Here is a 24,118-nt window from a genome sequence, read left to right as displayed (position 1 = left end):
TAACAGTTCATTTTCCACATCCGTTTTCATACTTTATACACACGTAAAATTCTTTCTATTCCGTAAAGATGAAAAGGGAGCGGCATGGACAAAACACAGGAGCGATAGAACCGCCGGGCACACCGCAGGACGTGCCGCACCCTTGCGGCCCGGCACGGGAATGCCGCAATGCCGGGACGGCAATTATACTTTCGTATATTTTTGATATACTCATTCCCTCCCCAAACGGGATAATAATACCTTGCGATATTGTCATTTATCAGGAAAATAACACCTGCTTCCGGATGATCCCATTCTGGAAACTTTTTTCATATCTTCTGTGCCCAGCCCGGCGATTGCGCACGGCAAGCATGGTGGTGGCCAACACCGCCCCCCTGCTTACCGCGTTTTTCTTGTCTCGCACGGCGCCCCGACACTTGCCAGGGGGAGTGTTCATCATGAACGGTTTCAAGAATTTCCTTCAGTTTTTCTTCAGCCTGTTTCTTAAACAGCGCCATACAGAGCGCTATTTTCGACGCCAGAAAATACTCGAAAGCCTGAACAGGCTGGGAACCGGCAACAGGCTGACATCGTTGCAGTACGATTCCAGAAAGATGAGCCAGATCGCAACCGACGATGTTCCGGCCGCGATCACGCGCCTGCATTCGTGTGAAGACGGGCTGACCAACGCCGAGGCGGCAAGCCGCCGGGAACGCTTTGGCCCCAACGAAGTAGAACACGAAAAACCACTGCCAGCCTGGCGGCACCTGTGGCACTGCTACAGCAATCCGTTCAATCTGCTGCTGACAACGCTCGCTTTGATCTCCGCCCTGACGCAGGACCTCACGGCCGCCACGGTCATCGGCACGATGGTGGTGCTGAGCACCCTGCTGCGTTTTGTTCAGGAAGGGCGTTCCAACCGGGCGGCCGAACGGCTGAAATCCATGGTCAGCAACACAGCGACCGTAATCCGGCGTCAGGCGCTTGATACAGAAGCCCTCAACGCGCGCTATGCTGGCGAGCATCTGCACGTGGGGCGCTCGGCTGTGCCGGTTGAACTGCCGATCCGTGACCTTGTGCCGGGCGACCACGTTGTTCTGTCCGCAGGCGACATGATCCCCGCCGATTGCAGGGTGCTGACAGCCAAGGATCTGTTTGTCTCCCAGAGCGCCATGACCGGCGAAGCGCTGCCGGTGGAAAAATTTGCTGAAATTGACAAGCCTTTCACATCCATTTTCGAAACGCCCAACCTCGTCTTCATGGGCACCAACGTCATTTCCGGCTCCGCGACCGCGCTGGTCGTCGCAACCGGCCAGAACACCTGCTTTGGTGCGCTGTCTGCACGTGTTTCGGAAACAGACCGTACCCCTACGGCGTTCGAGGCAGGCGTAAACAGTGTTAGCTGGCTGCTGATCCGCTTCGCCCTTGTCATGGCTCCGGTGGTCCTGTTCCTTAACGGATTGACCAAGGGGGACTGGCTCGACGCATCCCTGTTCGCGCTCTCGGTCGCGGTCGGGCTGACGCCGGAAATGCTGCCGATGATTGTCACCTCGACCCTGGCCCGGGGCGCGGTCACGCTCTCGCGCAGGAAAGTCATCGTCAAACGTCTGGACGCAATACAGAATTTTGGTGCGATGAACATTCTCTGCACCGACAAAACCGGCACAATCACACAGGACAGGATTGCACTGGCCCGGCACACCGATGCGTTTGGCACGCCATCTGACGCCGTATTGCGTTACGCATGGCTCAACAGCTTTTACCAGACCGGACTCAAGAACCTGCTGGACCGTGCGGTACTGGAACATGTCGCACTGGGCCACGAAGCGCCTGAAGCACAGACATGGCACAAGGTTGATGAAATTCCGTTTGATTTCGAACGGCGGCGCATGTCGGTCATCGTGTCCGAAGGGGATAATCCTCCTTTGCTGATCTGCAAGGGAGCGGTTGAGGAAATACTGGCAGCCTGCACATGGATTGCGGACAATGAAAGTGCGGATGTGCGGCCCCTTGATGACAGGACACTGGAAAGACTGCGCACCGTAACGCAGGACCTGAACCGGCAGGGACTGCGCGTGGTCGCCGTTGCAACGCGTGAAATGCCTGCTGCACAGTCTGTCTATTCGGTAAAGGATGAGGCGGACCTTACACTCGTGGGCTATATCGCTTTTCTCGACCCACCGAAGGAAACAACGGCACCAGCCCTGCGGGCGCTGGCGGAGCACGGGGTGGAAGTCAAGGTTCTGACAGGCGACAGCGAACTTGTGACAGCACAGGTCTGCGCGCAGGTCGGGTTCGGGCATGCCCATGTCCTGACCGGCCCGCAGATCGACAGCATGAGCGAAACCGAACTGGCGGATGCAGCCAGCAAACATCAGATTTTTGCCCGCCTGACCCCTCAGCACAAGGAGCGGATCGTTCATGCACTGCGCAATGGCGGCCACGTTGTGGGCTTCATGGGGGATGGCATCAACGATGCGGCGGCCCTGCGCGCGGCGGATATTGGCATCTCGGTAGATACGGGTGTGGATATTGCAAAGGAAGCGGCTGACATTATCCTGCTGGAAAAAAGCCTGATGGTGCTGGAGGAAGGTGTGCTCGAAGGACGCAGGACCTTCTGCAACATGCTCAAATATATCCGCATGACGGCAAGCTCGAACTTCGGCAACGTGTTCTCGGTTCTGGTTGGAAGCGCCTTTCTGCCTTTCCTGCCGATGCTGCCGTTGCAGTTACTGGTACAGAACCTGCTTTATGATCTCTCGCAGACCGCCATTCCGTTCGATAGCGTGGACCGTGCCCTGATCGCGCAGCCACTGAAATGGAACCCAAGGGATATTGGCCGGTTCATGATTTTTTTCGGCCCTGCCAGTTCGGTTTTTGACATCGCGACATTTATCATCATGTGGCATGTCTTTGGTGCGAATAGCGAGGCACACCAGTCCCTGTTCCAGTCCGGCTGGTTTGTGGAAGGATTGCTGACACAGACACTGATCGTCCACATGATCCGCACGCCACAGCGCCCCTTCATCGACAGCCGTGCGGCATGGCCCCTGATGCTCATGACCGTAATCATCGCCGTCATTGGCATCGCTCTGCCGAACAGCCCCCTGGGCGGATACTTCGGGTTCCAACCGCTGCCACTCAGCTATTACCCTTGGCTGGCCGGTATGATTCTGGGATATGCTTTCCTGACGTCGCTGATGAAAAAAATCTATATCCGCCAATTCGGCTGGTAAGTGGCCATATGGACGAACCCTGCCTTCATCAGGAGTCATGATGTGACCCTTGCTCTTCATTTCAGCAGCCCGCCATCGCTTGCGACCACACTCGTCGAGCTTTTGGCAGCCTTTGCGCTCGGCGCCCTGATCGGCGTCGAGCGTCAGTTTCGCCAGCGTACTGCCGGGTTGCGGACCAATACGCTGGTTTCTGTGGGTGCGGCCATCTTTGTCATATTGGGCGCGCGTCTTTTTGAAATCGACCACGGATCGCAAACACCCATCACAATCGTTGCCTATGTCGTCTCGGGGATCGGTTTTCTGGGGGCTGGCGCGATCATGAAAGAAGGAGCCAGCGTTTCCGGCCTGAACACCGCCGCCACACTCTGGGGGTCGGGCGCGGTCGGAGCCTGCGCCGGTGCGGGCTTTCTGGGCGAAGCATCACTGGCCACGCTTTTCGTCCTTGCCAGCAATACGCTGCTGCGTCCGCTGGTGAACCGGATCAACAGGCGTCCGTTCAGCGAGGAAAGCAGTGAGGCCCTGTATGTGGTTTATATAATCTGTGCGCGCAATCTGAATGTGGACATACGGGAAAATATTCTCGAAATCCTTGACGATACCGGCTTTCCTGTCCGCCAGATGGACACGCACCTTCTGGGTTCGGACGAAATGGAGATTGAATTGACGCTCTTCCCCACCTCGGTCAACGTCGAAGAACTCGATGCCGCGGTTGAGAAGGTGGAAAAACTGTCTGGTGTCCGGCAGGCTTTTTGGAATGCCCGCGACGAGACATGACGCAAAAGGGAGGGAACGCATGGCGATGCAGCTTCGTAACCGGCTCAGGCTGGTTCTTCTGGCGGGTGTCATGGCCACGCTGTTCATTGTGGACACAGTCACGAATTACGAAGTCGCCGCCGCGGTTTTCTATACAATCATCATCCTGACTGCGGCCCCCCTCCTGACACGCCGGACACTCATCCTGCTGGCCACGCTCTGCATGGCCTTGACCGCCCTGAGCTTTGTGCTGACACACAAAGGCAATCTTCCCACCGGTCTGGCCAATATGAGCGTCAGCATCATAGCCATTGTCATGACAACCTGGCTGATTCTCAAAATGGATGCGGCCCGCCAGGACGCACAGGACGCGCAGGCCAAGCTGATGCGGGTGGCTCGGATCAAAGGCCTTGAAGGACTGACCACGTCCATTGCGCACGAAATCAACCAACCGCTGGCCGCAATCGTGACAAGTGGCAATGCATGCAGCCATTGGCTGGCACATGACCCACCCAATCTTGACCGGGCCAGACAGGCCCTTGAACGGATCGTCCACGACGCAGGCCGGGCCAGCACCATTGTGGCCCGCATCCGCAGCCTGAGCAGAGGCGAAGCACCCCACAAAACCGTTTTTACCTTCAATGACGCGGTTCAGGAGATCATTGGTGTCTCACGTGGGGAAATGGAACGACACGGAATTACACTGGAACTGGAACTCCCACCCGACCAGCCTCCGGTCCACGCCGACCGGGTGCAGATACAGCAGGTGATCGGCAATCTTCTTCTCAACGCCATTGAAGCCATTATCTCCAGCACAAACCCTGTGCGCACGATCCATATGGCATCGGATGTGAGAGGCAACGTGCTCAGGCTTTCCATCCGCGATTCCGGTGTTGGCATTCCCGCGGGGATCCGTAACCATCTTTTTGAAACATTCTGGACTACCAAGGAGGATGGCATGGGAATCGGGCTAAGCATCAGCCGTACGCTTGTTGAGGCCAATGGGGGGCAGATTTCGGCAGAGCCGGTGGAACCGTGGGGAGCGCTCTTCTGTTTTACTGTCCCCGTGGCACAGCAGGATCAACATCAATGACCGACGACTGTGTGGTGTACGTGATTGATGATGACAGTTCCGTCCGTGCAGCACTGGAAGACCTGCTTGCATCAGTCGGGATAAGGGTTCTGGCTTTTGATACTACTACCGCGTTCCTCACGCATGGAATGGAGGACGTGCCCGGCTGTCTTGTGCTGGACGTGCGTATGCCGGGTCAGAGTGGTATTGACTTCCACCGGAGTATGGCGGGGCTCGGGATCAACCTGCCGGTCATCTTCATCACCGGTCATGGTGATATTCCAATGGGCGTGGACGCGATCAAGCACGGGGCCATTGAGTTCCTGACAAAGCCGTTCAATGACCAGACCTTGCTGGATGCGATCCAGAATGGAATCAGCATGGATCAGGAGCGCCGCCGCACCAAGGCCGAGGGCCTGGCGCTGCACACTCTCTGGTCCTCACTCTCGGCAGGAGAGCAGGACGTAGCGCGTCTGGTCGTGCGCGGGTTGTTGAACAAGCAGATCGCCGCTGAACTGAATGTCAGTGAAATCACCGTCAAGATCCGCCGCGCTCAGGTCATGCGCAAGATGGATGCGCAGACCCTGCCTGACCTTGTCAGGCTGACGGAAAAACTCGCACTCAGCAGCTAATTCTGGCCTGCCCGCTCCAGACGAACAGGGCAGGCCAGAACCGCCATTACTGGCCCACGGGCATAATCCGTGCCGCACGGCCAAGCGCCATAAGCGGGAAGAACTGACGATACAGGTCATACCGCAGCATGAACGCGCGGGAGAGTTCAGCCCCCTGTTGCAGGCGTTTGGCCACAGCCGGATCATCAAGCCTGATGGTCTGCCCCACCCCGTAACCGGGGAAGCCAGTGCCGGTATACTCTTCTTCCGTCCAGCTTCCATCGGCTTCCTGCCGGTCGATCAGGTAGCGGCAGCCCCGTGCAATGGCAGGGTGGTCCTGCTCACGGTTGGCAGCAATCAGCCCCATGAGCGCCCATGCGGTTTGCGACGGTGTGGTTGTGCCCCACCCGATGGAGGAAATATCCATATAGGATGCACAACTTTCGCCCCAGCCGCCATCTTCCTGCTGGTGAGCAATCAGCCAGTCACACGCACGGGTTATGTAGGGCTGGGTCATGTCCTCGCCAATGGCGGCAAGGGCGGGCAGTACAGCGCCGGTGCCGTACAGGTAGTTCACACCCCAGCGCCCGAACCATGCGCCCGATGCTTCCTGCTCGGCACGGATATACGCAAGCCCGCGCTGGAGGGCGGGGGTCTGGCGGGGCACACCCAGCAGGCCAAAGGCTTCCAGCACATGGGCAGTCACATCGACCGAAGGCGGATCGAGGGCTTCACCAAAGTCACAGAACGGAATTTTGGAAAGCAGGCTGCGGTTATTGTCCTTGTCAAACGCACCCCAGCCGCCGCAACTGCTCTGCATGGCGATCAGCCAGTTCACACCACGGGTTATGGCGTCCTCCACACCCTTTTTCTTCCATTCCTCCCGGTTACGGCAGGCGGAAAGGGCAATCAGGGCCACGGCGGTATCGTCCGTATCGGGGTAGCGGTCGTTGGCGTATTCAAACGCCCAGCCGCCCGGTTCCACATCCGGCAGCTTGATCGACCAGTCCCCCTTGACACGCACCTGCCGCGCAAGCAGCCAGTCCAGCGCTTTGTCCATCTGCGGGGTGTAGCGTTCCTCGGCATTGGCGTCATGCAGGGCCATAAGGGCCAGCATTGTGTCCCATACCGGGCTGTTGGTGGCCTGCACCCATGAGGCATCGCCCTGATCACGCCGCCAGCCCGGATCATCCAGTGCGGCCAGAGCCTTGGCCATGACGGGGTGGTGAAGCTGGTAGTCCTCCCCATGCAGCGCCATCAGGCCATAGACCCACGGGGGTTGAATCCCACCCCACCCGCCATCGGCATCCTGATGGCGGATAATCCATTCCAGCATATGGCGGATAGCCGCCTCACGCACCGTATTCCGTTTAAGGAACCTGCTCTGAAGCCAGTGCAGCCCCCTGTCTGTGGTGCGGAAAAAGCTTGACCACAGATCCACCCCTTCCTTTTTGGGCAGGACGTAATCAAAGCTCTCACGCCCCTGGGGGAAGAGCGCATCCAGCCGGTCCTGCGGGCGCAGGGGGCGGCTTGGCCTGCGGGCGGAAAGAATGGCCAGCGGCACCAACGTTGCCCGCGCCCATTGCGCAAAATTATAGATGGAAAAAACAAATTTGTTCGGGAACCAGATGACCTCGGGCGGGAGGTTGGGGGTCTGCTCCCACGGCCATTCACCAATCAGCGCCAGCCAGTAGCGGGTAAACACACGCACGTTGCGCAAGCCCCCCATGCGCATGATCCACGCACATGCCTTGCTCAGCTCTGGTGTATCGGCTGCGTAACCGAGCGAGCGCAGGGCGGCGTAGGCTTCCACCGTTGCGTTGATGTCGCCATTACCCGCACCCCAGTATGTGCCCCATGACCCATCCTCGCGCTGCATGTGCAGCAGGGCTTTGCCAAGGCGGGGGCGCAGGGGGTGGTCCTCCAGCCCGAGGTACCACAGGGCCAGACACCATTCCGCCTCCATGGAGGCATTGGACGCCACAGGCCCTACCCAGTGCCCATCGGCTTTCTGCTCCCCCATCAGCCAGTCGCAGGCGGCGGCCACGGTGTGGGCCAGACTGTTGCCCATGCCCGTGAACGGTGTGGGAGTTACACAGGAAGGAGTGGAAGAAACTGGAGCAGACACGGCCGCCTTCACTTTCGAGGGGTGAGAAATCGTATTCATTGGTGGTGACCCGAACACACTATACAAAGTTCAGTCATGCAAGGCCCTGCGCTTATGCGAGACTGGCTTCCATGGGTAAAGCCAGTTTTTGAATATCCGCAAAAACGCTGGTCCATTCTGCATCCTGCATATCGACAAAACCGAGACTTCTTAGAAAAAAAGCCCCCTCGGCGGCAAAAATCATTGTGCGTATCTGCCGTGCTTCCACGGTATGGCCTTCCCCCTGCCCCAGACCCAGCCAGCGCGCATACCACGCCCTGATCGGGGCCAGATGCCGGGGGGACTGGAGTAACGTCACCAACATACCCACCATACGTGCCCGGGCGGCATCATCTATACGGGCGCAGGCCTGCACATAGGCGCGGGCAAGGCTGGCCGGACCTGCGGCCGCACTGCGGCAACGCGCCACGTGGGTATCAAACACCAGAATCCAGCGTTCGATCAGGGCGGCAATCAGATCATCCTTGCTGCCGAAGCAGTATTGCAGACCGCCTTTGGTAATCCCCGCCTCACGCGCCACGGCATCCAGCGTAAGGGCGGTTGCACCATTGCGCTGCACAAGATGCTCGGCACAGGCCAGCACTTTTTCGCGGTCTATGGTTCTGGGGCGGGCCATACCTTTGCAATACCCTTAGCTGGTTTAATTCCGTCCAGATGGAATTAAACCAGAGCGCAAGCGCTTTCAACCCCCCGCCACACATGGCCTATGCACACCCTGCTAAATAAACTATTTTATTGCGTACATTACTGCCTTCAAAATAACTCACACGTTTGCGTATTTATATTGACTCCCCATTCCATGGCGCTAAATTGCCTATACAGTTTTGGAGCACAACAACCACAGGCAAGGCGTAAGCGGGTTTTTTCATGCTTGTTCATCAGCACATTCCCCTGACCGCCCGATGTCGGGCCACCCAACGCAGCCCTGACTAACAGGGGCTTGCCCCGCCCCATGCCCAGGCTGGCTCCCGCCACGGATACGTAGGAACCGGGATGTCTGGCCCAATACAGTTTCCGACCCTGTTTTCGGAAAAAGGCAGGCATCATGGTTGATACGATGCTCTTTGCACAGCCCGCCAGAACCGACGGACAAACCGACACGTTTGCCCACACGGTATGGCGCAAACTGTGCCATGAACTGCAAGCAGCTCCGGCTCCTTTATGGGCGGAACACAGTACGCCCCAGTCCCTTCTGGCGCGGCTTTTGGCCGAAAAACTTGCTGAACCCATTATACCTTTTGCAAGCCTGAACCCCCTGTTCTTCCAGATTTTGCAGCAATCCCCCACCATTATGACAGCCGCAGCACAGGACCTGCACGCCTACGCCACCATGGACCCAGCGCGTGAGGGATATGTTGCGCCGTTTCTGCACCTCAAGGGTTTTCAGGCCGTGCAGGCTTACCGGATAGCGCATGTGTTGTGGCGGAACGGGCAACGCCTTTCCGCGTTACACCTGCAAAGCCGCGTTTCTGAAGTCATGGGCATAGATATTCACCCGGCCGCTGTTCTGGGGCACCGGGTTGTACTGGCCCCCGGATACGGCCTTGTGATTGGTGAAACCGCATTGGTGGAAAACGATGTTGTTCTTATGTCGGACATAACACTGGGTGGGACGGGCAAACAGGCTGGCAGGCGGCACCCTACGCTCCGCCGTGGCGTGCTGGTTGGGCCGGGCACGCAAATTCTGGGGGCAATAGAAATTGGTGAAGGGGCAAAAATTGGAGCGGGGGCTGTTGTTGTCAAACCGGTCAGCCCGTTTACCGCTGTCGCAGGCAACCCGGCACGGTATGTAAACAGCCATACCCATTGGCCTGTTTTGACAATGGACCTATCCTTCCCGGCCATTGACTATCTATTATAACCCATATTTTAGTGAATAAGAATAATTAACATTTTTCTTCCGTTTAATGTTGACCTTCTTTTTGTGGGTGCTAGGCTGAACAGACAAACCGAATCAGGCCATCTGATCGGTTATAAAAAAGGAGCATGACCATGTATCCTACTTTACTTTTCATCAATCGATGTTGACCGGTCCATAACGCTCGGAAACCTATTTCCAGCACAGCACATCTTTAAATAATACCTCTTTATGAAAGACTATTTGCCGTGACTGAAGCACAGTCCACCCGTGCCGTCAGTGCCTCTGCACTGGACCGCAACCTGTCTGCCCGCCAGCTTTCCACCGCCCATGTAACCCGTGTGCAAAATCTGGAGCGCAGCCCGCGCTGGCTGCACCTTCTGCTCCCCTGGGTTAATGTTGGTGGGGGCGTATTCCGCGTTAACCGCCGGCGTCTTGTTTCCTCCCGTTTTGGGGGTGTGCTCTTTACGGGTGAAGGGGCCGCTGCACGCCCCGTACCTGAAAGCCTGCGGGCACTTCCCGAATTTTCGCAGGCAACGGATGCCCAGATCCATGAACTTGTAAGCAAGTTCCAGCACCACACCCACCCCGATGGGGCTGACTTTACCTTGCCCGAAGGCACTCTGGCCCTTGTTGCCAGCGGTGCCGTGCAGCACCATACCAACAACGGAGCAGCACGCGCCGTACGGCACCTGTTTGCGGCACCGGGGCAGCATTTTGTTGCGCCCTCCGGCCTGAGCGGCAAAGACCTGCGCGCCGTTGGCAAAACAACCCTGCTCACCCTCCCCCCCGAGCAGATCGCCAGCACTCCGTGGCTGAAAACCGCCCTGACCCCGCAGGACGGGGCCAGCCGCTCCGACGTAAACCAGTATGGTGAGGCCGCCATTCAGGTTCTTTCCAGTGTGGACGGAGAGCCAAAACTCCCCACCACTTTTGTCGATTATCAGGACCACCCGCGCGAATACTATATCCATTCCATTCAAACCGTTCTGCGCACGCATACCCGTATTACCGACCTGTACAGCAACGAATTTGACCAGTTGCGTGAACAGGTGCGTGTGGTGATTGACGTTATCCGCGAGCGCGAGGAATGGGAGCTGCTCAACAACCCCGAATTCGGGCTGCTGAACGAAACAGCCATTGCCCAGCGCGTGCCCACACGCGGCGGCCCCCCCACGCCGGATGATCTGGATGAACTGCTGACAAAGGTCTGGAAAAAACCGGGCTTTTTCCTTGCCCACCCCAAAGCCATAGCGGCCTTTGGGCGCGAGGCCACGCGCCGTGGCGTGCCACCACCGACCATTAACCTGTTTGGTTCGCCTTTTATTACCTGGCGCGGCATTCCCCTTGTACCCTCGGACAAAATTCCCGTCACGCCCGATGGCCGGACCAGCATCCTGCTCCTGCGCGTGGGTGAGGAGGAACAGGGCGTTGTGGGCCTGCACAATACAGGCATTACGGGGGAAGTGGAGCCCGGCCTTTCCGTGCGGTATAGCGGCACGGACCAGCATTCCGTGGCATCGCACCTGATCACACGCTACTTCTCCGCCGCTGTTCTGGTGGAAGACGCCATTGCACGGCTCGATAACGTGCAGATCGGGAGCTATTATGACTACACCTGACACATTTGCAGACCCGCAGGCGCTGGCACAGCAGCATGCGGTGGAGCAGGCATTCCGTGATGTGCTGGGGCATGGGGCGGCACCTGCCGCTCCACGCACGCCCCTGCCCCCCACACAGGGGGGCAACACCCCCCACCCGTTTGCCTCGGGGGCGGATGCCTCCATTTACGAACCTGTCTGGTCCAGGCACCCGGTTTCACAAAACAAGGTGGAAGAGCGCCCCCCTTTGTGGGAGGAACCTGCAACATCGCCCTTTTTTAGCGGCACATTCGCGCTCCCACGCACCACAACACCTCCAGCCCCCGCTCCTGCCATAGCGGAGGCACCACACCATTCCGTGCCGTATTTTTTACGCCACGCAAAAAGTGCCGCCAACGCCGCCCCCCAGCATGCACCCCACCCCGCACTGGGCGGGTACGATGTGGCGCGTATTCAGGCGGATTTTCCCATCCTGCACCAAAAGGTTAATGGCCATAAGCTGATCTGGCTGGACAACGCCGCCACAACCCAGAAACCCCGCGCGGTCATTGACGCCACCTCCGCATTCTATGAGCAGGATAACTCCAACATCCACCGCGCGGCCCATACGCTGGCCGCGCGTGCAACCGATGCGTTTGAAGGGGCGCGCACAAAGCTCCAGCACTTTATTGGCGCGCGTGAGGCAGCGGAAATTGTATTTGTGCGCGGCACAACCGAAGCCATAAATCTTGTGGCCCAGAGCTATGGCCGGGCCAACATTGGCCCGGGTGATGAAATACTGATCACCACCATAGAGCACCATGCCAATATTGTGCCCTGGCAGCTCCTTGCCCGCCAGACGGGGGCCGTGCTCAAGGTTGCTCCGGTCAATGACCGGGGGGAACTGCTGCTGGAACATTTTGCAGCGCTTCTTTCTGGCCGCACAAAGCTGGTTTCGGTCACGCATGTTGCCAATGCGCTGGGCACCATTAACCCGGTTGAGCAGATCATAGCCCTTTCGCACGCGGCCGGAGTGCCTGTGCTGGTTGATGCGGCGCAGTCCTCCCCGCATCTGCCGCTCAATGTGGCGGCACTGGATGCGGATTTTCTGGTTCTTTCGGGCCATAAAATATACGGGCCAACAGGCATTGGCATTCTATATGGCAAACGCCACCTGCTGGAAGCCATGCCCCCCTGGCAGGGAGGTGGGCATATGATCCGCGATGTAACCTTTGCCCATACCGAGTTCCAGGGGCTACCAGAAAAGTTTGAGGCCGGAACCCCCGATATAGCCGGTGCGGTCGGGCTTGGGGCTGCGGTGGACTACCTGCAGGGCATTGGTCTGCCCGCCATTGCCGCGCACGAGCACGCTCTGCTCGAATACGCCACGCAGCAGTTTGAGCACCTGCCGGGTGTGCATATTATTGGAACAGCGCAGGCCAAGGCCAGCGTGCTTTCCTTTATTGTGGATGGGCACAGCGTGGGAGATGTTGCCAAACATCTTGACCGGCACGGTATTGCCGCGCGCTCAGGCCATCATTGCGCGCAACCAGCCTTGCGCAGGTTTGGTATAGAGGCCACAGTGCGGGCTTCCTTTGGCCTGTATAACAGCTTTGAAGATGTGGACACCTTGATAACATCCCTTAGACAACTGGTGCGATCGGCATGAGCGCAGCGTGGCTGGCAGCGCTGGGTGGCGGCGTGCTTATTGGCACAGCCGCCGTATTGCTTATGGCCTTCGAGGGCCACATTCTGGGGGTGAGTGGCATACTGGGCAATGCCTTGCGCCACCCCACCCGCAACTGGCGCTGGGCCGTGCTGGCCGGGGTGGTCGCAACCGGCGTGCTGGCCCGCATGGCAGGAGCAGCCGTACCTGAACAGTTCGCCCAGACTGGCTGGTTACGCCTTGCTGTTTCGGGCCTGCTGATTGGTCTGGGCACCGCACTGGCCAATGGCTGCACCAGCGGGCACGGTGTTTGCGGGCTGGGAAACAGGTCTGGCCGATCCCTTGTGGCAGTCACCATTTTTATGGGGGTTGCCATCATCACGGTCTTTATATCCCGGTTGGAAGGGTGGGCATGATGCACATGGCTATCGCACTGTTCTGCGGCCTGATGTTTGGCTGTGGCCTGTGGATTTCCGGCATGGCCAACCCGGCCAATGTTCTGGGTTTTCTGGATGTGACGGGGCATTGGAACCCCATTCTGGCAGGTGTTCTGGGGGGTGCGGTTGGCGTAACCCTGCCCGGCTTCTGGCTGTTGCGCCGCAAAGGGCGGGATGCCAGTGGGCAGGCACTCCACTGGCCATCGCGCTGGCCTCCCGATAAAGGGCTGGTCATAGGTTCTGCACTGTTTGGTGTAGGCTGGGGGCTGAGCGGGGTCTGCCCCGGCCCGGCTCTGGTCCTGCTCGGGCTGGACGGCGCAAAGGCCGTGCTCCTGATCACCTGCATTGCACTCGGCTGGCTGGTGGGAAAGCTGGGGTGGGAGACCTTTACCGCCCAGCAGCACCGGTAGACACACGGGCAAGGCACACCCCCTTAGCCCCTCGGCCCATTGGGGCTGCACTTATGCGGGGGCAAACGGGCTGGTTTGCGCCTGCTCCAGCAACCAGTGCTTAAAGGCGGCGGCACGATTCTGCTTATCGGGGTTGATAGTTAAAAAATACCCTCTCTCGCTACAGATCGGCACAGGCCATGCCAGCACAATCTGCCCGCTTTGCAGATAGTCATCTATTAACGGCCGCCAGCCAAGACCAATACCCTGCCCTTGCAAAATAGCCTGTAACAGCAGGGGGTAATTTCCAAACAGCATGGAATTTTTGGTGCGGGCCGCAGGCCGGGCAGACTGCCCCACAAGCCTGAACCAGTCCTCCCACGTAAACCAGTGCTGGGCCGGGCTATCCAGGTCCAGCAGGCGGCCACGCGCCAGATCGGTGGTGGTGGACAGCGCACCCATTTGCGCCAGATAGCGGGGGCTGCATATGGGGTAGGCTTCCTCGGCGAACAAACGGAGGCTCTCCCCCCCTGCGGCCTCGGGCTTTTTACCAAACAGGATGGAAATATCCGCCTGATCAGCCACGCCCCCCATCTGGCGGGCCTGTGTGGTTAGCAGGCACAGGTCCAGTTCGGGGTGTCGGCTTTCAAAATCCGCCAGACGGGGGAGCAGCCAGTTGGCGGCAAACCCGTAATCGGTCAGCACGGTCAGGCTTTTGGGCGTGTTGTGGGCATCTATGGTCTGCATGGCCGCCTGTAGTCGGCTGAGCACATCTGCCGCCACAGCGTGCAGAACCTGCCCCGCATCACTGGGGGTAACCCCCCTATGAATCCGGCGGAACAGGGTCAGGCCCAGAACCCCCTCCAATTGGGCAATCTGCTGGCTTATGGCGGGCTGGGTCATGCCCAGCTCTGTTGCCGCGGCACTAAAGCTGCCGCGCCTGCCTATGGTTTCCAGAATCCGCAGGGAGCGGAGCAGATACTCGGTCTGGTTGGGGGTCATAACACCAGCTTATATCACGGATAAGTATGAACATACATCACAAATAACATATTTCATGTGCTTATATAAAAACTAACGATCATCATAGTGTTGTTTTGTGGTTCGGGATAATTCACGTTATGAGCAAGCAGTCCGCAGCACCTCTGAACTTTCTTGTGGTTGTGGCCGACCAGCTTACGGCCCGCGTTTTGCCTGCGCTGCTGGGTGGGCAGGACCCCAGCGTTGTTAAGGTGCCCACGCTCAGCAGGCTGGCAAAAAACGGCACGGTTTTTGCCAATGCCTATACGGCCAGCCCCCTGTGCGGGCCTTCCCGCAGCGCATTCATGACCGGGCTGCTGCCCTCCGCCAATGGTGTGTATGACAATGGCTGCGAATGGCATTCCGACATTCCAACCTTTGGCCACCGCCTGCGCCTTGGCGGCTACCAGACCATTCTGGCAGGCAAGATGCACTTTGTCGGGGCGGACCAGCTCCACGGGTTTGAAGAGCGCCTGACAACGGACATTTACCCCGCCGACTTTACATGGGTGCCCGACTGGAGCGACCGCGATAGCCGCCCGGACTGGTACCACTCCATGGATTCCGTGCTCAATGCCGGGCCTGTCCTGCGCAGCAACCAGCTCGATTTTGATGAAGAAGTTGCCTTTGCCACCCGGCGCAAACTGTACGATCTGGCCCGCACAAAAAACCAGCAGCACCCCTTTTGCCTTGTGGCCTCCTTTACCCACCCGCACGACCCGTTCAACATTACCCCCAGATGGTGGGATCTTTACGAGAACACCCCCATCCCCCTCCCACGTGTGGCTGCGCCCGATCCTACGCACCCGGCCGAGTTGCGCATCCGCGAAGCCTGCGGCATTAACGCAGCCCCGCCAACGGAGGCAGACATCCTGCGCGCCCGCCGCGCATATTTTGGGGCGATTTCCTACATAGATCACCAGCTCAAACAGCTGCTGGACACATTGGCCGAAACCGGGCTGGACAAGACAACCGCCATTATTTTCACCAGCGATCATGGTGAAATGCTGGGCGAACACGGCCAGTGGTACAAAATGTCCTTCCGCGAGGGGGCAGGCCGCGTGCCGCTTATTATTACCCTGCCAGAGCAGGCGCAGGCCCACCGCATTACGCAGGCTGTCAGCCTGGCCGATGTGGGGGAAACCCTGTGCGCACTGGCCAATGCCCCAGCGGCCCCCTCCACGCATGGTCGCGACCTGAGCCCCTGCCTTGAAGGCAAACCTCTGGAAAAAGACGAGATTTTTGGGGAATATCTGGGCGAAGGCACCTTCGCGCCAACAGTCATGATCCGCCGTGGCCCGTGGAAGTTTGTCCACACCCCCGAAGACCCGGACCAGTTGTACAACATCCACCATGATGCGGACGAAACCCGTAATCTGGCCGCCCACCCCGAGCACGCCCAGACCGCCGCCGCATTTTTGCACGAAGTCTACCAACGCTGGGACTTTGCCGCCCTGTACCGCAACGTGCTGGCCAGCCAGCAACGGCGCGCCCTGATCAAGCAGGCACTGGCCACGGGGCACTGTACGCCATGGGACTATCAGCCCCCCGCAAACGCACACCGCCAATACATCAGAAATCACAAACCTCTGGAACAGCTCGAAGCCGAATCACGGCTGCCTTACCAGAGGAACGGATAAAACAGCCATGGTTCACACCCCTTTTACGCACCGGATCACCTTTGCTCTGGTGCTCTCCACCAGCACGGTTTACGCGGCCAGTGCAGCCCAGCAGAGCCTGCCCAGCGCACAGCAGCAGACCAAGGCCAACGCGCTACAGCCACCAAACCCGTTGTGGCACAGGCTGCCGCGCCGCAGAACACGGGCAAACTGGAGGAAATAACGGTCCGCTCCAACAAGCGCGCGCAGCAGGCCAATACAACGCCCGCATCCATTGTGGCACTCAGTGGCAAAACCCTGCAAACAACCGGGGTGCGTGACGCACTCAGCCTTGCACGGGATGTACCCGGCCTTATGGCGGAAACCACATCCGGCTCAGCCAACCCGCGCTATCGCCTGCGCGGTATTGGCACCAACGATTTTTCGGCCAACATGACAACCGCCGTAGGTGTTTCCGAGGATGATGTGTTCCTCGATAGTGGAGCATCGCAGGGTGTGCCGATTTATGACCTGGACCACGTAGAGGTTTTCAGGGGGCCACAGGGCACCTTGCAGGGCAAGAACACCACGGCGGGCATGGTTTCCTACTATACCAAAAAACCCACCAATACGCTGGATGGTTACGTACGCGGCACAGCAGGCAATTACGGCCTGTGGGGGGAAGAAGGCGCTCTGGGCGGGCCTATTATAAAAGACAAGCTGATGGCCCGCTTTGCCATAGTCAACCGGGATTACGACGGACAGTACTATAATGGCAGCCACAAGAACCCCACGGGAGGCTACCAGTATTACGATATGCGCGGGCAGATTCTGGCCAAGCCTGTCGATAATTTGTCCATTCTGGTTAAAATGCACCTTGGCCGCAACAAGACCAAGGTGCCCATAGACCATGTGGGCCTGCTACCCGGTGGGGAGGATGCACAGGGTTATACCCAGACCTCCACCCGCAATATCCAGAACAACGGGCGCACGGATGCCACCACCCGGCGTGCGGGCCTGTCGGTCAATGCCAAATATGATTTTGAAAACGGCTGGAGCCTTGCCAATATTTTTGCGCTGGAGTGGAACCACTTCAACGTTTTTTCGGATGATGATGCAAGCCCCGCCCCCGTGGATTATCAGGAAAACATAGGCGGCGTTGCACGGGTGCTGAGCAACGAGGTCCGGGTTGTTTCTCCCCAGAACAAAAAAATACGTTATGTGGGCGGCGTCTATTACATGCGCAACCTCACCCAGTCCTATAGCCAGCAGCCCCTGTACAGCCCCATAGACAGCAGCTTTGGCACAGGGGGCAATGCCTCCAGCTTTAACATCAGCACGCAGGATGCTGCCGTGTTCTCGGCCCTGTCCTTTGACCTGACCTCCCGCCTGACACTGGATATTGGCGGGCGCTTTACCTCGGAAACACGCAGCGCCAATGGGGAAGCATGGGCCTATAACACGGACCCTTCCAACCCCTACAATGCCAGCAACCGTGCGCTCACCTACATCAACACAAACACAAACACCTATCTCAACCCCAATACGGGGCAGGCCATGGTTGGCCCACCCCTGAGCAAGACGTTTAACAAGGACAGCGAGGACGCCAGCCTTAAATACCGCATAGCACCGGGCATTATCGCCTACCTGCGCTATGCCCGTGGCTTCAGGACCGGCAACTACAACACCTATGTTGCCACCACATCCGACTTCAGCCTGTATAACCCTGAAGAGCTGACGGATTACGAAGGCGGGGTAAAGGCACGGATCTGGGGCGGCAAGGCGCAACTCAACCTTTCGGGCTTTCATTACGACTACAACAACATGCAGGTCACCATCCTGCAAAATACGGGAACCCACACGACCAACGCCGCACAGGCCGTATCGAACGGTTTTGAATTTGAAGGGCAGGTACGCCCCCTGCAAAACCTGCTTGGCTCCTTTGGCGTAACCTACCAGGACGCACATTACACCAATTTCAAAAACGCCAGTGCGCCAACGCCCTTTAATAGCGGCAACCCGGTGGACCTGTCCGGCCAGCCGCTTGAACGCGCACCACACGTAACCGCCAACTTTTTGCTCAGCTATAAAATCCCTGTCTCCTTTGGGGATTTTACGGTGCAGACAGACTGGCGTTACACAAGCCGCTACCGTTTTCAGGCATGGTCGGACAGCCACGCCACAACCCCTGCCGCCTTTTTGGCATCCCCCCAGATGCAGGCTCTGGTACGGCATGCTTTTTCACAAAACCCGGTTATTACGGGCAATGTGCGCGTGGCATGGCACTCGGTGGATGAAAAAACGGAAGTGGCCTTCTGGCTCCATAACGTCACCAACCAGATGACCTACACCAACGCGTTTGGCGAATTTTTCAATCGCAATATCAGCCGCTATCCGGGCGACCTGCGCGCCTTCGGGTTTGAAGTCATGCGGGCGCTGTAATGGTCGGGGGGCTACGCAACCGGGCCGGGCTGCTGGTGCTGGCCGCAATCAGTGCGGCAGACTGCGCAGCCCATAGCATGAACTCACTTGGCCCGTTTGCCGTGGGCGAGCTGGTCCGTGGCGGGCAGTTCAGCATCATGCAGGCCGGGTTATGGAGCTGTGTGGAAATGCTGGCCTATGCCGTGACCATGACCGGTATAGCCCCCCTGTCTGCCCGGCTAAGGCTGCGTCTGGTGGCCCTGCTGGCTGGCATTGGGCTGGTTGTCGCACAGGCAGGCTCCGCCTTTGCCGTGGGGGTATGGCCCCTGCTGGCCCTGCGCGTGCTCTCCGGCGGCTGCCTTGGCGGGTTGAATGCGGTTGTCAATATCGGAGCCAGCCGGTTGGGCAAACCTGTGTTTGTGCTGGCCTTTGTTATGGTGGTGCAGACCGTTGTTTTTAGTCTGGCAAGCCTGCTGCTCCCCCATGCCAGTGCACTGGCCGGGCAGAAAGGTATTTTTCTGGCACTGGCAGGGCTTGTTGTTGTGCTGCTGCCACTCCTGTTTTTTCTGCCCGATACGGTTCTGCCTGCCCCCGGCCCCAACCCGCAGGCCGGTTATGCCGCCCCCGCTCATGCTGCCCCTGTGTGGGCTTTGCTGGCCGTGCTGTTTTACACCGGCGGCAGTCTGGCGGTATGGCCTTTTACCCAGCGGATTGGCCTTTCTGTCGGGCTGGCACCCTCCTCTTTTGGGGTTTTGTCGGCTGTTGCCAATATTGCGGGGCTTGCGGTCTGCCTTGCTACAGTGCTGCAAAGCCGCAGGCACATAACCAGCCCCCTGCTTGTGCCCGCCCTTGTGCTGGCAGGCGGCGTTTGCGTGGTACAGGCCTGCCCGCCCACGCCATGGCTGTTCTGCACCGCCTTTGTCCTGAATTATGCTGCGTGGTTCTTTGTGTACCCCAGCCTTGTCGGCCTGACCTGCCTTGTGGACCCCACAGGCAAGCTGGCCTCCCGCGCTGGAGGGGCGTGGATGTTCTCTCAGGCGGCAACAACGCTCTTTGCCAGCGCCACCCAAACACATGGGCTTTACCTGTGGACCGGCCTGTTCAGCCTCGCCCTATGCCTTTGCGCGGCTCTGGCCACCCTGCGCGTAACCCGCCCCCATGCGGGCAGGCCCGGCATGCAGCAGGCCACCCAGCCCGCCTATTCCGCCTGTGGGCCAAACACGGGCACAGGCCCGGACTAAAGCCACAACCCGCCCCAGACGGCACACCGCGTAAGGCATGCCGCATGCAGGCAGCACAAAAGGCAACATAGCCTGCCCGCCTGCGCATATAAGGCATGGACAAGCAGGGGGAGCGGGTTCTATTTTCCGCCGGTTATGACCTCCTTACCCGCCCCCACCCGCATCGGCATTGATTTTGGCACAACCAACAGTGTTATTGTCATTGCGCGCCCCGACCGCACGATCCAGACCATCCGCTTTGCCACGCCTGATGGTGAGCCTTCGGAAACCTGCCGCACACTTCTGGCCTTATGGCAGGACATGGAGGGCGGGCGGCGCGTGCAGCACCGCGCAGTTGGCGCGCATGCCATTGAAGCGCATCTGGATGACCCGGCCGAAACGCGGCTGATCATGTCCATGAAATCCTATCTCGCACAGGCCAGCTTTCGCGAGACACAGGTTTTTGGCCAGCGCCTGTCGCTTGAAAGCCTGATTGCCACCTTTTTGCAGGAACTCATGGCCCTTGGTGGACTTTCCCCCGCCCAGTGCCATGTGACGGTGGGCCGCCCCGTGCATTTTGTGGGGGACAATGCCGATGATGCTCTGGGGGAAACCCGGCTCCGCGCCGCCTTTGCCCAGGCAGGCTTTGCCGATGTTACGGTTATGATGGAGCCAGAGGCCGCGGGCTGGCGCTTCATGCAGCGGCTGGACCGGCCTGCAACGGTTCTGGTCGGGGATTTTGGGGGTGGTACAAGCGATTTTTCCGTCGTGCGTTTTGACCCCAGGGGCCAGACCGCAACGCAGCCACTAGGCCATGCTGGGGTTGGGCTTGCAGGAGACCAGTTTGATTTTCGGATCATAGACAACGTGGTGGCCCCCTACCTTGGGCGGGACTGCACCTTCCGCATCATGGGGGGGGAACCATTACCCGTACCGGTTGAATGGTACCATGCACTGGCGCGCTGGCACCGGCTCTCGCTCATGCGTACACCACGTATCCTGAACGAAATCGAGGATGTGGCGCGCACGGCCACCGAGCCCAAGAAGCTGAAGAACCTGATCGAACTCGTGCGTGAACAGCGCGGGCAGGAACTCTACAACGCCGTATCGGCCACCAAGCGCGCGCTCTCCACCCACACATCGGCAGACCTGCACTTTACGCAGCCGGGGCTGGATATTCACACCACCATCCAGCGTGAGGATTTTGACCGCTGGATCGCGCCCGACATTGCAAGGCTGGGCGCAGGCATAGAGGCCGCCTTGCAGGAAGCAGCCCTCCCCCCCGAGCAGATCGACCGCGTGTTCCTGACCGGCGGCACATCGTTTGTGCCTGCGGTGCGCGCCCTGTTTACCTCCCGCTTTGGGGCTGAAAAGGTGGAACTGGGCGGGGAGTTTGTCTCGGTCGCTGAAGGGCTGGCTCTGGCGGCAGCGTAAAAGCTGCCTGCCCTCCTGCCCTTTGGGGGTTAGGCCGCACTGGCGCAGGCTTTTATGTCTGCTGCCAGCCGGTCCACCTCCGCCATGTCCGCATCCCATGCGAACATAAAGCGCGCCCCTCCGCCGATAAAAGTATAAAAGCGCCAGCCACAGGCCCGGAGCCGCTCCAGCGCAGCAGGCGGTGCATGAATGAAAACACCATTGGCCTGCACCGGAAACATGAGCGAAACACCGGGCAGGCCCACCACCTGTTCGGCCAGCCTGCGTGCGCAGGTATTGGCATGCCGGGCGTTACGCAGCCATGCCCCGCTCTCGAGCATACCCACCCATGGGGCGGATAAAAACCGCATTTTGGAAGCCAGTTGCCCGGCCTGCTTGCAGCGGTAATCAAAACCATCAGCCAGGGCGCGGTCAAAGAACAGAACGGCCTCGCTGACGGCCATACCATTTTTGGTGCCACCAAAACACAGCACATCCACCCCGGCCCGCCATGTCATGTCTGCCGGTGTGCAGCCAAGGGCTGCGCACGCATTGGCAAAGCGTGAGCCATCCATATGCAGATACAGCCCGAGTTCACGGCATGTCTGCGCCAGTGTGCGAATTTCGGACAGGGAATACAGCTCCCCCGTCTCGGTCGGTTGCGTAATGGTTACGGCCCGTGGCTTGGGGTAATGAATATCGCTCCGGCAGGTGGATAACAGCCTGACATCCTGCTCGGTCAGCTTTGCACTTTCCGTCCGGGCGACAAGCAGTTTGGAACCGTTGGAAAAAAACTCGGGTGCTCCACACTCATCCGTTTCCACATGCGCGTAGGAGGAACAGATCACGCTGTTATAGGACTGGCAGAGAGCCGCCAGCGCCAGTGAATTGGCCGCCGTGCCGTTAAAGACAAAAAAGACCTCGCACTCCTTTTCAAACAGGACGCGAAAAGCGTCTGCCGCCCGGCTGGTCCATTCATCCTCCCCATAGGGGATCAACGAGCCGATATTGGCCTGCATCATGGCCTGCCATGCCTCGGGGCACATCCCGGCATAGTTATCGCTTGTAAATTGCTGACGCGTGTTCATCGCTCATCGTCTTTACCGCATTGTGGCAGGCACGCAGCCTTAACCACGGTGGACAACAGGGGGCCACGCGCAGGCTGCGCACGGCCTTTTACATCAATACGTCTGGCGCAGGGGCGCGTTAGTTGACCGTGTAGGTCACCAGCACAAGGTAGATCACCAGCAGGACATTGGTCAGCAGGAAAACCGGCGTCAGCCGCGCCCAGCTCCGGGTAGCAACCGCCATGACCGTATAGGCAAAGCACCCCGCGCAAATCCCGATCATGAGGTTGGCGGTTGTGACCGTCAGCAGCACGATCATACCAGCAGAAACACTCTGGAGCGGGTCGGATATATCCAGCTCCGTCAGGCCTTCCATCATCAGAATCCCCACCATCACCAGCGCTGCTGTGGTGGCCTGTGGGGGAATACAGGCAATAAGGGGCCAGAAAAACGCGCTCAGGCCAAACAGTATGGCTACGGTCAGGGTTGTCAGGCCCGTGCGGCCGCCTGCCTCCACCCCGGTTGCGGATTCAACATACGCCCCCACGGTCGGGCTCCCCAGACACGCCCCCACAATGGAGGCCAGCCCATCGGCCAGAAACGCACGCCGGGAGTTCATGAAATTGCCTTGCGCATCCATCATGCCCGCCCGCCGCGTGACCGCGATCATGGTCGCTGTGGCGGAGAAAAAGTCGGACAGGAAAAAATAAAGGGTCAGGGGCAGGACCAGAAAAAAGTTGTGGAAGAACTCAGTCGTATCAAACGCAAACAGGTACGCGCTGGGCGCGTGGGGCAGGGCCACCGCCTGCGCAGGTAGAACAGTCATGACATGGCCCGGAGAGGTCTGGATAAACAGCCCCGCCACCGTAACCGCCAGAATGGACAGTAGCATGGCCCCCCGCACACGGGCCGCCACCAGTGCCGCGATGAGCAAAAGCGAGAGAAAAACCACCATGACCGAGGGGGAGCGCAAATCCGCAAAGGCAACGCCCCCGGCTGGGTCCGTTACAATCAGCCCCCCGCTGCGCAGGCCCAGATAGGCAATAAACAGGCCAATACCGGCCTGTAACCCAATACGGATAGAGGCAGGAAAGCCCCGCACAATATGCTGGCGCACATTGCTGAGCGACAGGCAGGTAAACAGAATACCCCCCACCAGCACCATGGTGAGCGCCGTGCCATAGGACAGGCCCATTTTCACCACGACAACCTGAGCAAAAACCGCGTTGGACCCCATGCCCGGTGCCAGCGCAATGGGCAGGCGTGACAAAAACGCCATAAGCAGGGAGCCACACATGGCGGCCAGCACGGTTACGGTAATCATATCCGCCCGGTTGGCACCCGTTACTGCCAGAATGGCCGGATTGACCGCAATAATATACCCCATGGCGCCAAAGGTTGTGAACCCGGCCAGCACCTCCGTGCCCACGCTGGACTGGTGGCCCGCCACATTAAACCCGAAGAGCTTTTGCAGGGATAAAACGGCTCTCATAATCAACAGCACTCCAGTTTCATGCGACCAGTGGGCTGCACCGCCACACCGGCGCGCTGCCCGTTGCCCCTACCAGACAATGGGGTGTGTCTGCCCGGACTGAACATTAACAAACCCTTCGGGCACGCTGGGGTTGGGG

At 59.0% G+C, this 24,118-nt stretch carries 19 protein-coding genes; 14 read left to right on the top strand and 5 right to left on the bottom strand.

Annotated elements, in window-relative coordinates; translation table 11 throughout:
• Positions 1–437: 437 nt before the first annotated feature.
• The 4 genes from mgtA to HNR55_RS11490 are packed head-to-tail and all read left to right on the top strand — an operon-like array spanning position 438 to position 5,672.
• Positions 438–3,215, top strand: coding sequence for a magnesium-translocating P-type ATPase (mgtA, locus tag HNR55_RS11505; RefSeq protein ID WP_166115517.1), 2,778 nt, complete (start codon positions 438–440; stop codon positions 3,213–3,215).
• Positions 3,216–3,257: 42 nt separating this feature from the next.
• Positions 3,258–3,989 carry an MgtC/SapB family protein gene (locus tag HNR55_RS11500; RefSeq protein ID WP_166115519.1) on the top strand — a complete coding sequence of 244 codons (732 nt, stop codon included), beginning with the start codon at positions 3,258–3,260 and terminating at the stop codon, positions 3,987–3,989.
• Between the two features lie 19 nt (positions 3,990–4,008).
• A complete protein-coding gene (locus HNR55_RS11495) occupies positions 4,009–5,061 on the top strand; it encodes a sensor histidine kinase (protein WP_166115521.1) in 1,053 nt (350 codons plus the stop codon).
• On the top strand, positions 5,058–5,672 hold the full coding sequence (locus HNR55_RS11490) for a response regulator transcription factor (RefSeq protein ID WP_166115523.1): 615 nt from the start codon (positions 5,058–5,060) through the stop codon (positions 5,670–5,672). Before HNR55_RS11495 ends, HNR55_RS11490 begins: the two co-directional genes overlap by 4 nt.
• Before the next feature lie 46 nt (positions 5,673–5,718).
• Here HNR55_RS11490 and shc read toward each other — a convergent pair whose 3' ends face one another.
• A complete protein-coding gene (gene shc / locus HNR55_RS11485; RefSeq protein WP_198911921.1) occupies positions 5,719–7,722 on the bottom strand; it encodes a squalene--hopene cyclase in 2,004 nt (667 codons plus the stop codon).
• Between the two features lie 148 nt (positions 7,723–7,870).
• The gene (locus tag HNR55_RS11480; RefSeq protein ID WP_166115527.1) at positions 7,871–8,434 is read right to left on the bottom strand and encodes a TetR/AcrR family transcriptional regulator; all 564 of its coding nucleotides are present in this window, start codon (positions 8,432–8,434) and stop codon (positions 7,871–7,873) included.
• A 429-nt stretch (positions 8,435–8,863) separates the two neighbouring features.
• Between HNR55_RS11480 and epsC the strand changes: the two genes are divergently transcribed.
• The 5 genes from epsC to HNR55_RS11455 all read left to right on the top strand — a co-directional run bounded on the left by epsC (position 8,864) and on the right by HNR55_RS11455 (position 13,769).
• Positions 8,864–9,679, top strand: coding sequence for a serine O-acetyltransferase EpsC (gene epsC / locus HNR55_RS11475; protein WP_166115529.1), 816 nt, complete (start codon positions 8,864–8,866; stop codon positions 9,677–9,679).
• Between the two features lie 245 nt (positions 9,680–9,924).
• Positions 9,925–11,298: a family 2B encapsulin nanocompartment shell protein gene (locus HNR55_RS11470; RefSeq protein WP_166115532.1), complete on the top strand. Its 1,374-nt coding sequence runs from the start codon at positions 9,925–9,927 to the stop codon at positions 11,296–11,298.
• Positions 11,285–12,925, top strand: a complete 1,641-nt coding sequence (locus HNR55_RS11465) for a cysteine desulfurase (protein ID WP_166115534.1) — start codon at positions 11,285–11,287, stop codon at positions 12,923–12,925. The genes HNR55_RS11470 and HNR55_RS11465 overlap by 14 nt, the downstream gene beginning before the upstream one ends.
• Positions 12,922–13,338, top strand: a complete 417-nt coding sequence (locus tag HNR55_RS11460) for a YeeE/YedE family protein (protein ID WP_166115536.1) — start codon at positions 12,922–12,924, stop codon at positions 13,336–13,338. The genes HNR55_RS11465 and HNR55_RS11460 overlap by 4 nt, the downstream gene beginning before the upstream one ends.
• On the top strand, positions 13,335–13,769 hold the full coding sequence (locus HNR55_RS11455) for a YeeE/YedE family protein (protein ID WP_184382699.1): 435 nt from the start codon (positions 13,335–13,337) through the stop codon (positions 13,767–13,769). Before HNR55_RS11460 ends, HNR55_RS11455 begins: the two co-directional genes overlap by 4 nt.
• 51 nt (positions 13,770–13,820) lie before the next feature.
• On the opposite strand, the gene HNR55_RS11450 is transcribed toward HNR55_RS11455, so the two are convergent.
• On the bottom strand, positions 13,821–14,750 hold the full coding sequence (locus HNR55_RS11450) for a LysR substrate-binding domain-containing protein (protein WP_166115538.1): 930 nt from the start codon (positions 14,748–14,750) through the stop codon (positions 13,821–13,823).
• Between the two features lie 119 nt (positions 14,751–14,869).
• On the opposite strand from HNR55_RS11450, the gene betC reads away from it, so the two are divergent.
• The 5 genes from betC to HNR55_RS11425 all read left to right on the top strand — a co-directional run bounded on the left by betC (position 14,870) and on the right by HNR55_RS11425 (position 21,441).
• Entirely contained in the window at positions 14,870–16,408 is a 1,539-nt protein-coding gene (gene betC, locus HNR55_RS11445; RefSeq protein ID WP_166115540.1) for a choline-sulfatase, read from the top strand.
• A 7-nt stretch (positions 16,409–16,415) separates the two neighbouring features.
• On the top strand, positions 16,416–16,610 hold the full coding sequence (locus HNR55_RS11440; RefSeq protein WP_166115542.1) for a hypothetical protein: 195 nt from the start codon (positions 16,416–16,418) through the stop codon (positions 16,608–16,610).
• A complete protein-coding gene (locus HNR55_RS11435) occupies positions 16,562–18,808 on the top strand; it encodes a TonB-dependent receptor (protein ID WP_253545586.1) in 2,247 nt (748 codons plus the stop codon). The genes HNR55_RS11440 and HNR55_RS11435 overlap by 49 nt, the downstream gene beginning before the upstream one ends.
• Positions 18,808–20,028 carry an MFS transporter gene (locus tag HNR55_RS11430; protein ID WP_166115544.1) on the top strand — a complete coding sequence of 407 codons (1,221 nt, stop codon included), beginning with the start codon at positions 18,808–18,810 and terminating at the stop codon, positions 20,026–20,028. Before HNR55_RS11435 ends, HNR55_RS11430 begins: the two co-directional genes overlap by 1 nt.
• A 135-nt stretch (positions 20,029–20,163) precedes the next feature.
• Positions 20,164–21,441 carry an Hsp70 family protein gene (locus tag HNR55_RS11425; RefSeq protein ID WP_166115546.1) on the top strand — a complete coding sequence of 426 codons (1,278 nt, stop codon included), beginning with the start codon at positions 20,164–20,166 and terminating at the stop codon, positions 21,439–21,441.
• Positions 21,442–21,470: 29 nt separating this feature from the next.
• Here HNR55_RS11425 and HNR55_RS11420 read toward each other — a convergent pair whose 3' ends face one another.
• Together HNR55_RS11420 and HNR55_RS11415 are read right to left on the bottom strand one after the other, a co-directional pair.
• Positions 21,471–22,508, bottom strand: coding sequence for a threonine aldolase family protein (locus HNR55_RS11420; protein ID WP_166115548.1), 1,038 nt, complete (start codon positions 22,506–22,508; stop codon positions 21,471–21,473).
• A 118-nt stretch (positions 22,509–22,626) separates the two neighbouring features.
• Positions 22,627–23,979, bottom strand: coding sequence for an NCS2 family permease (locus tag HNR55_RS11415; RefSeq protein WP_166115550.1), 1,353 nt, complete (start codon positions 23,977–23,979; stop codon positions 22,627–22,629).
• Between the last annotated feature and the right edge of the window lie 139 nt (positions 23,980–24,118).

The organism is Acetobacter lovaniensis, from assembly GCF_014207635.1.
GTDB classification, from domain to species: domain Bacteria; phylum Pseudomonadota; class Alphaproteobacteria; order Acetobacterales; family Acetobacteraceae; genus Acetobacter; species Acetobacter lovaniensis.
The sequence above is the reverse complement of the archived record's forward strand: the minus strand, read 5'-3'. Positions and strand labels throughout refer to the sequence as shown.

Excerpts from the sequence above, each read along its gene's own strand:
- mgtA (WP_166115517.1), top strand. The coding sequence starts at position 438 with ATGAACGGTTTCAAGAATTTCCTTCAGTTTTTCTTCAGCCTGTTTCTT.
- HNR55_RS11495 (WP_166115521.1), top strand. The coding sequence starts at position 4,009 with ATGGCGATGCAGCTTCGTAACCGGCTCAGGCTGGTTCTTCTGGCGGGT.
- HNR55_RS11490 (WP_166115523.1), top strand. The coding sequence starts at position 5,058 with ATGACCGACGACTGTGTGGTGTACGTGATTGATGATGACAGTTCCGTC.
- shc (WP_198911921.1), bottom strand. The coding sequence starts at position 7,722 with ATGGGCAACAGTCTGGCCCACACCGTGGCCGCCGCCTGCGACTGGCTG.
- HNR55_RS11480 (WP_166115527.1), bottom strand. The coding sequence starts at position 8,434 with ATGGCCCGCCCCAGAACCATAGACCGCGAAAAAGTGCTGGCCTGTGCC.
- epsC (WP_166115529.1), top strand. The coding sequence starts at position 8,864 with ATGGTTGATACGATGCTCTTTGCACAGCCCGCCAGAACCGACGGACAA.
- HNR55_RS11465 (WP_166115534.1), top strand. The coding sequence starts at position 11,285 with ATGACTACACCTGACACATTTGCAGACCCGCAGGCGCTGGCACAGCAG.
- HNR55_RS11460 (WP_166115536.1), top strand. The coding sequence starts at position 12,922 with ATGAGCGCAGCGTGGCTGGCAGCGCTGGGTGGCGGCGTGCTTATTGGC.
- HNR55_RS11455 (WP_184382699.1), top strand. The coding sequence starts at position 13,335 with ATGATGCACATGGCTATCGCACTGTTCTGCGGCCTGATGTTTGGCTGT.
- HNR55_RS11450 (WP_166115538.1), bottom strand. The coding sequence starts at position 14,750 with ATGACCCCCAACCAGACCGAGTATCTGCTCCGCTCCCTGCGGATTCTG.
- betC (WP_166115540.1), top strand. The coding sequence starts at position 14,870 with ATGAGCAAGCAGTCCGCAGCACCTCTGAACTTTCTTGTGGTTGTGGCC.
- HNR55_RS11440 (WP_166115542.1), top strand. The coding sequence starts at position 16,416 with ATGGTTCACACCCCTTTTACGCACCGGATCACCTTTGCTCTGGTGCTC.
- HNR55_RS11430 (WP_166115544.1), top strand. The coding sequence starts at position 18,808 with ATGGTCGGGGGGCTACGCAACCGGGCCGGGCTGCTGGTGCTGGCCGCA.
- HNR55_RS11425 (WP_166115546.1), top strand. The coding sequence starts at position 20,164 with ATGACCTCCTTACCCGCCCCCACCCGCATCGGCATTGATTTTGGCACA.
- HNR55_RS11420 (WP_166115548.1), bottom strand. The coding sequence starts at position 22,508 with ATGAACACGCGTCAGCAATTTACAAGCGATAACTATGCCGGGATGTGC.
- HNR55_RS11415 (WP_166115550.1), bottom strand. The coding sequence starts at position 23,979 with ATGAGAGCCGTTTTATCCCTGCAAAAGCTCTTCGGGTTTAATGTGGCG.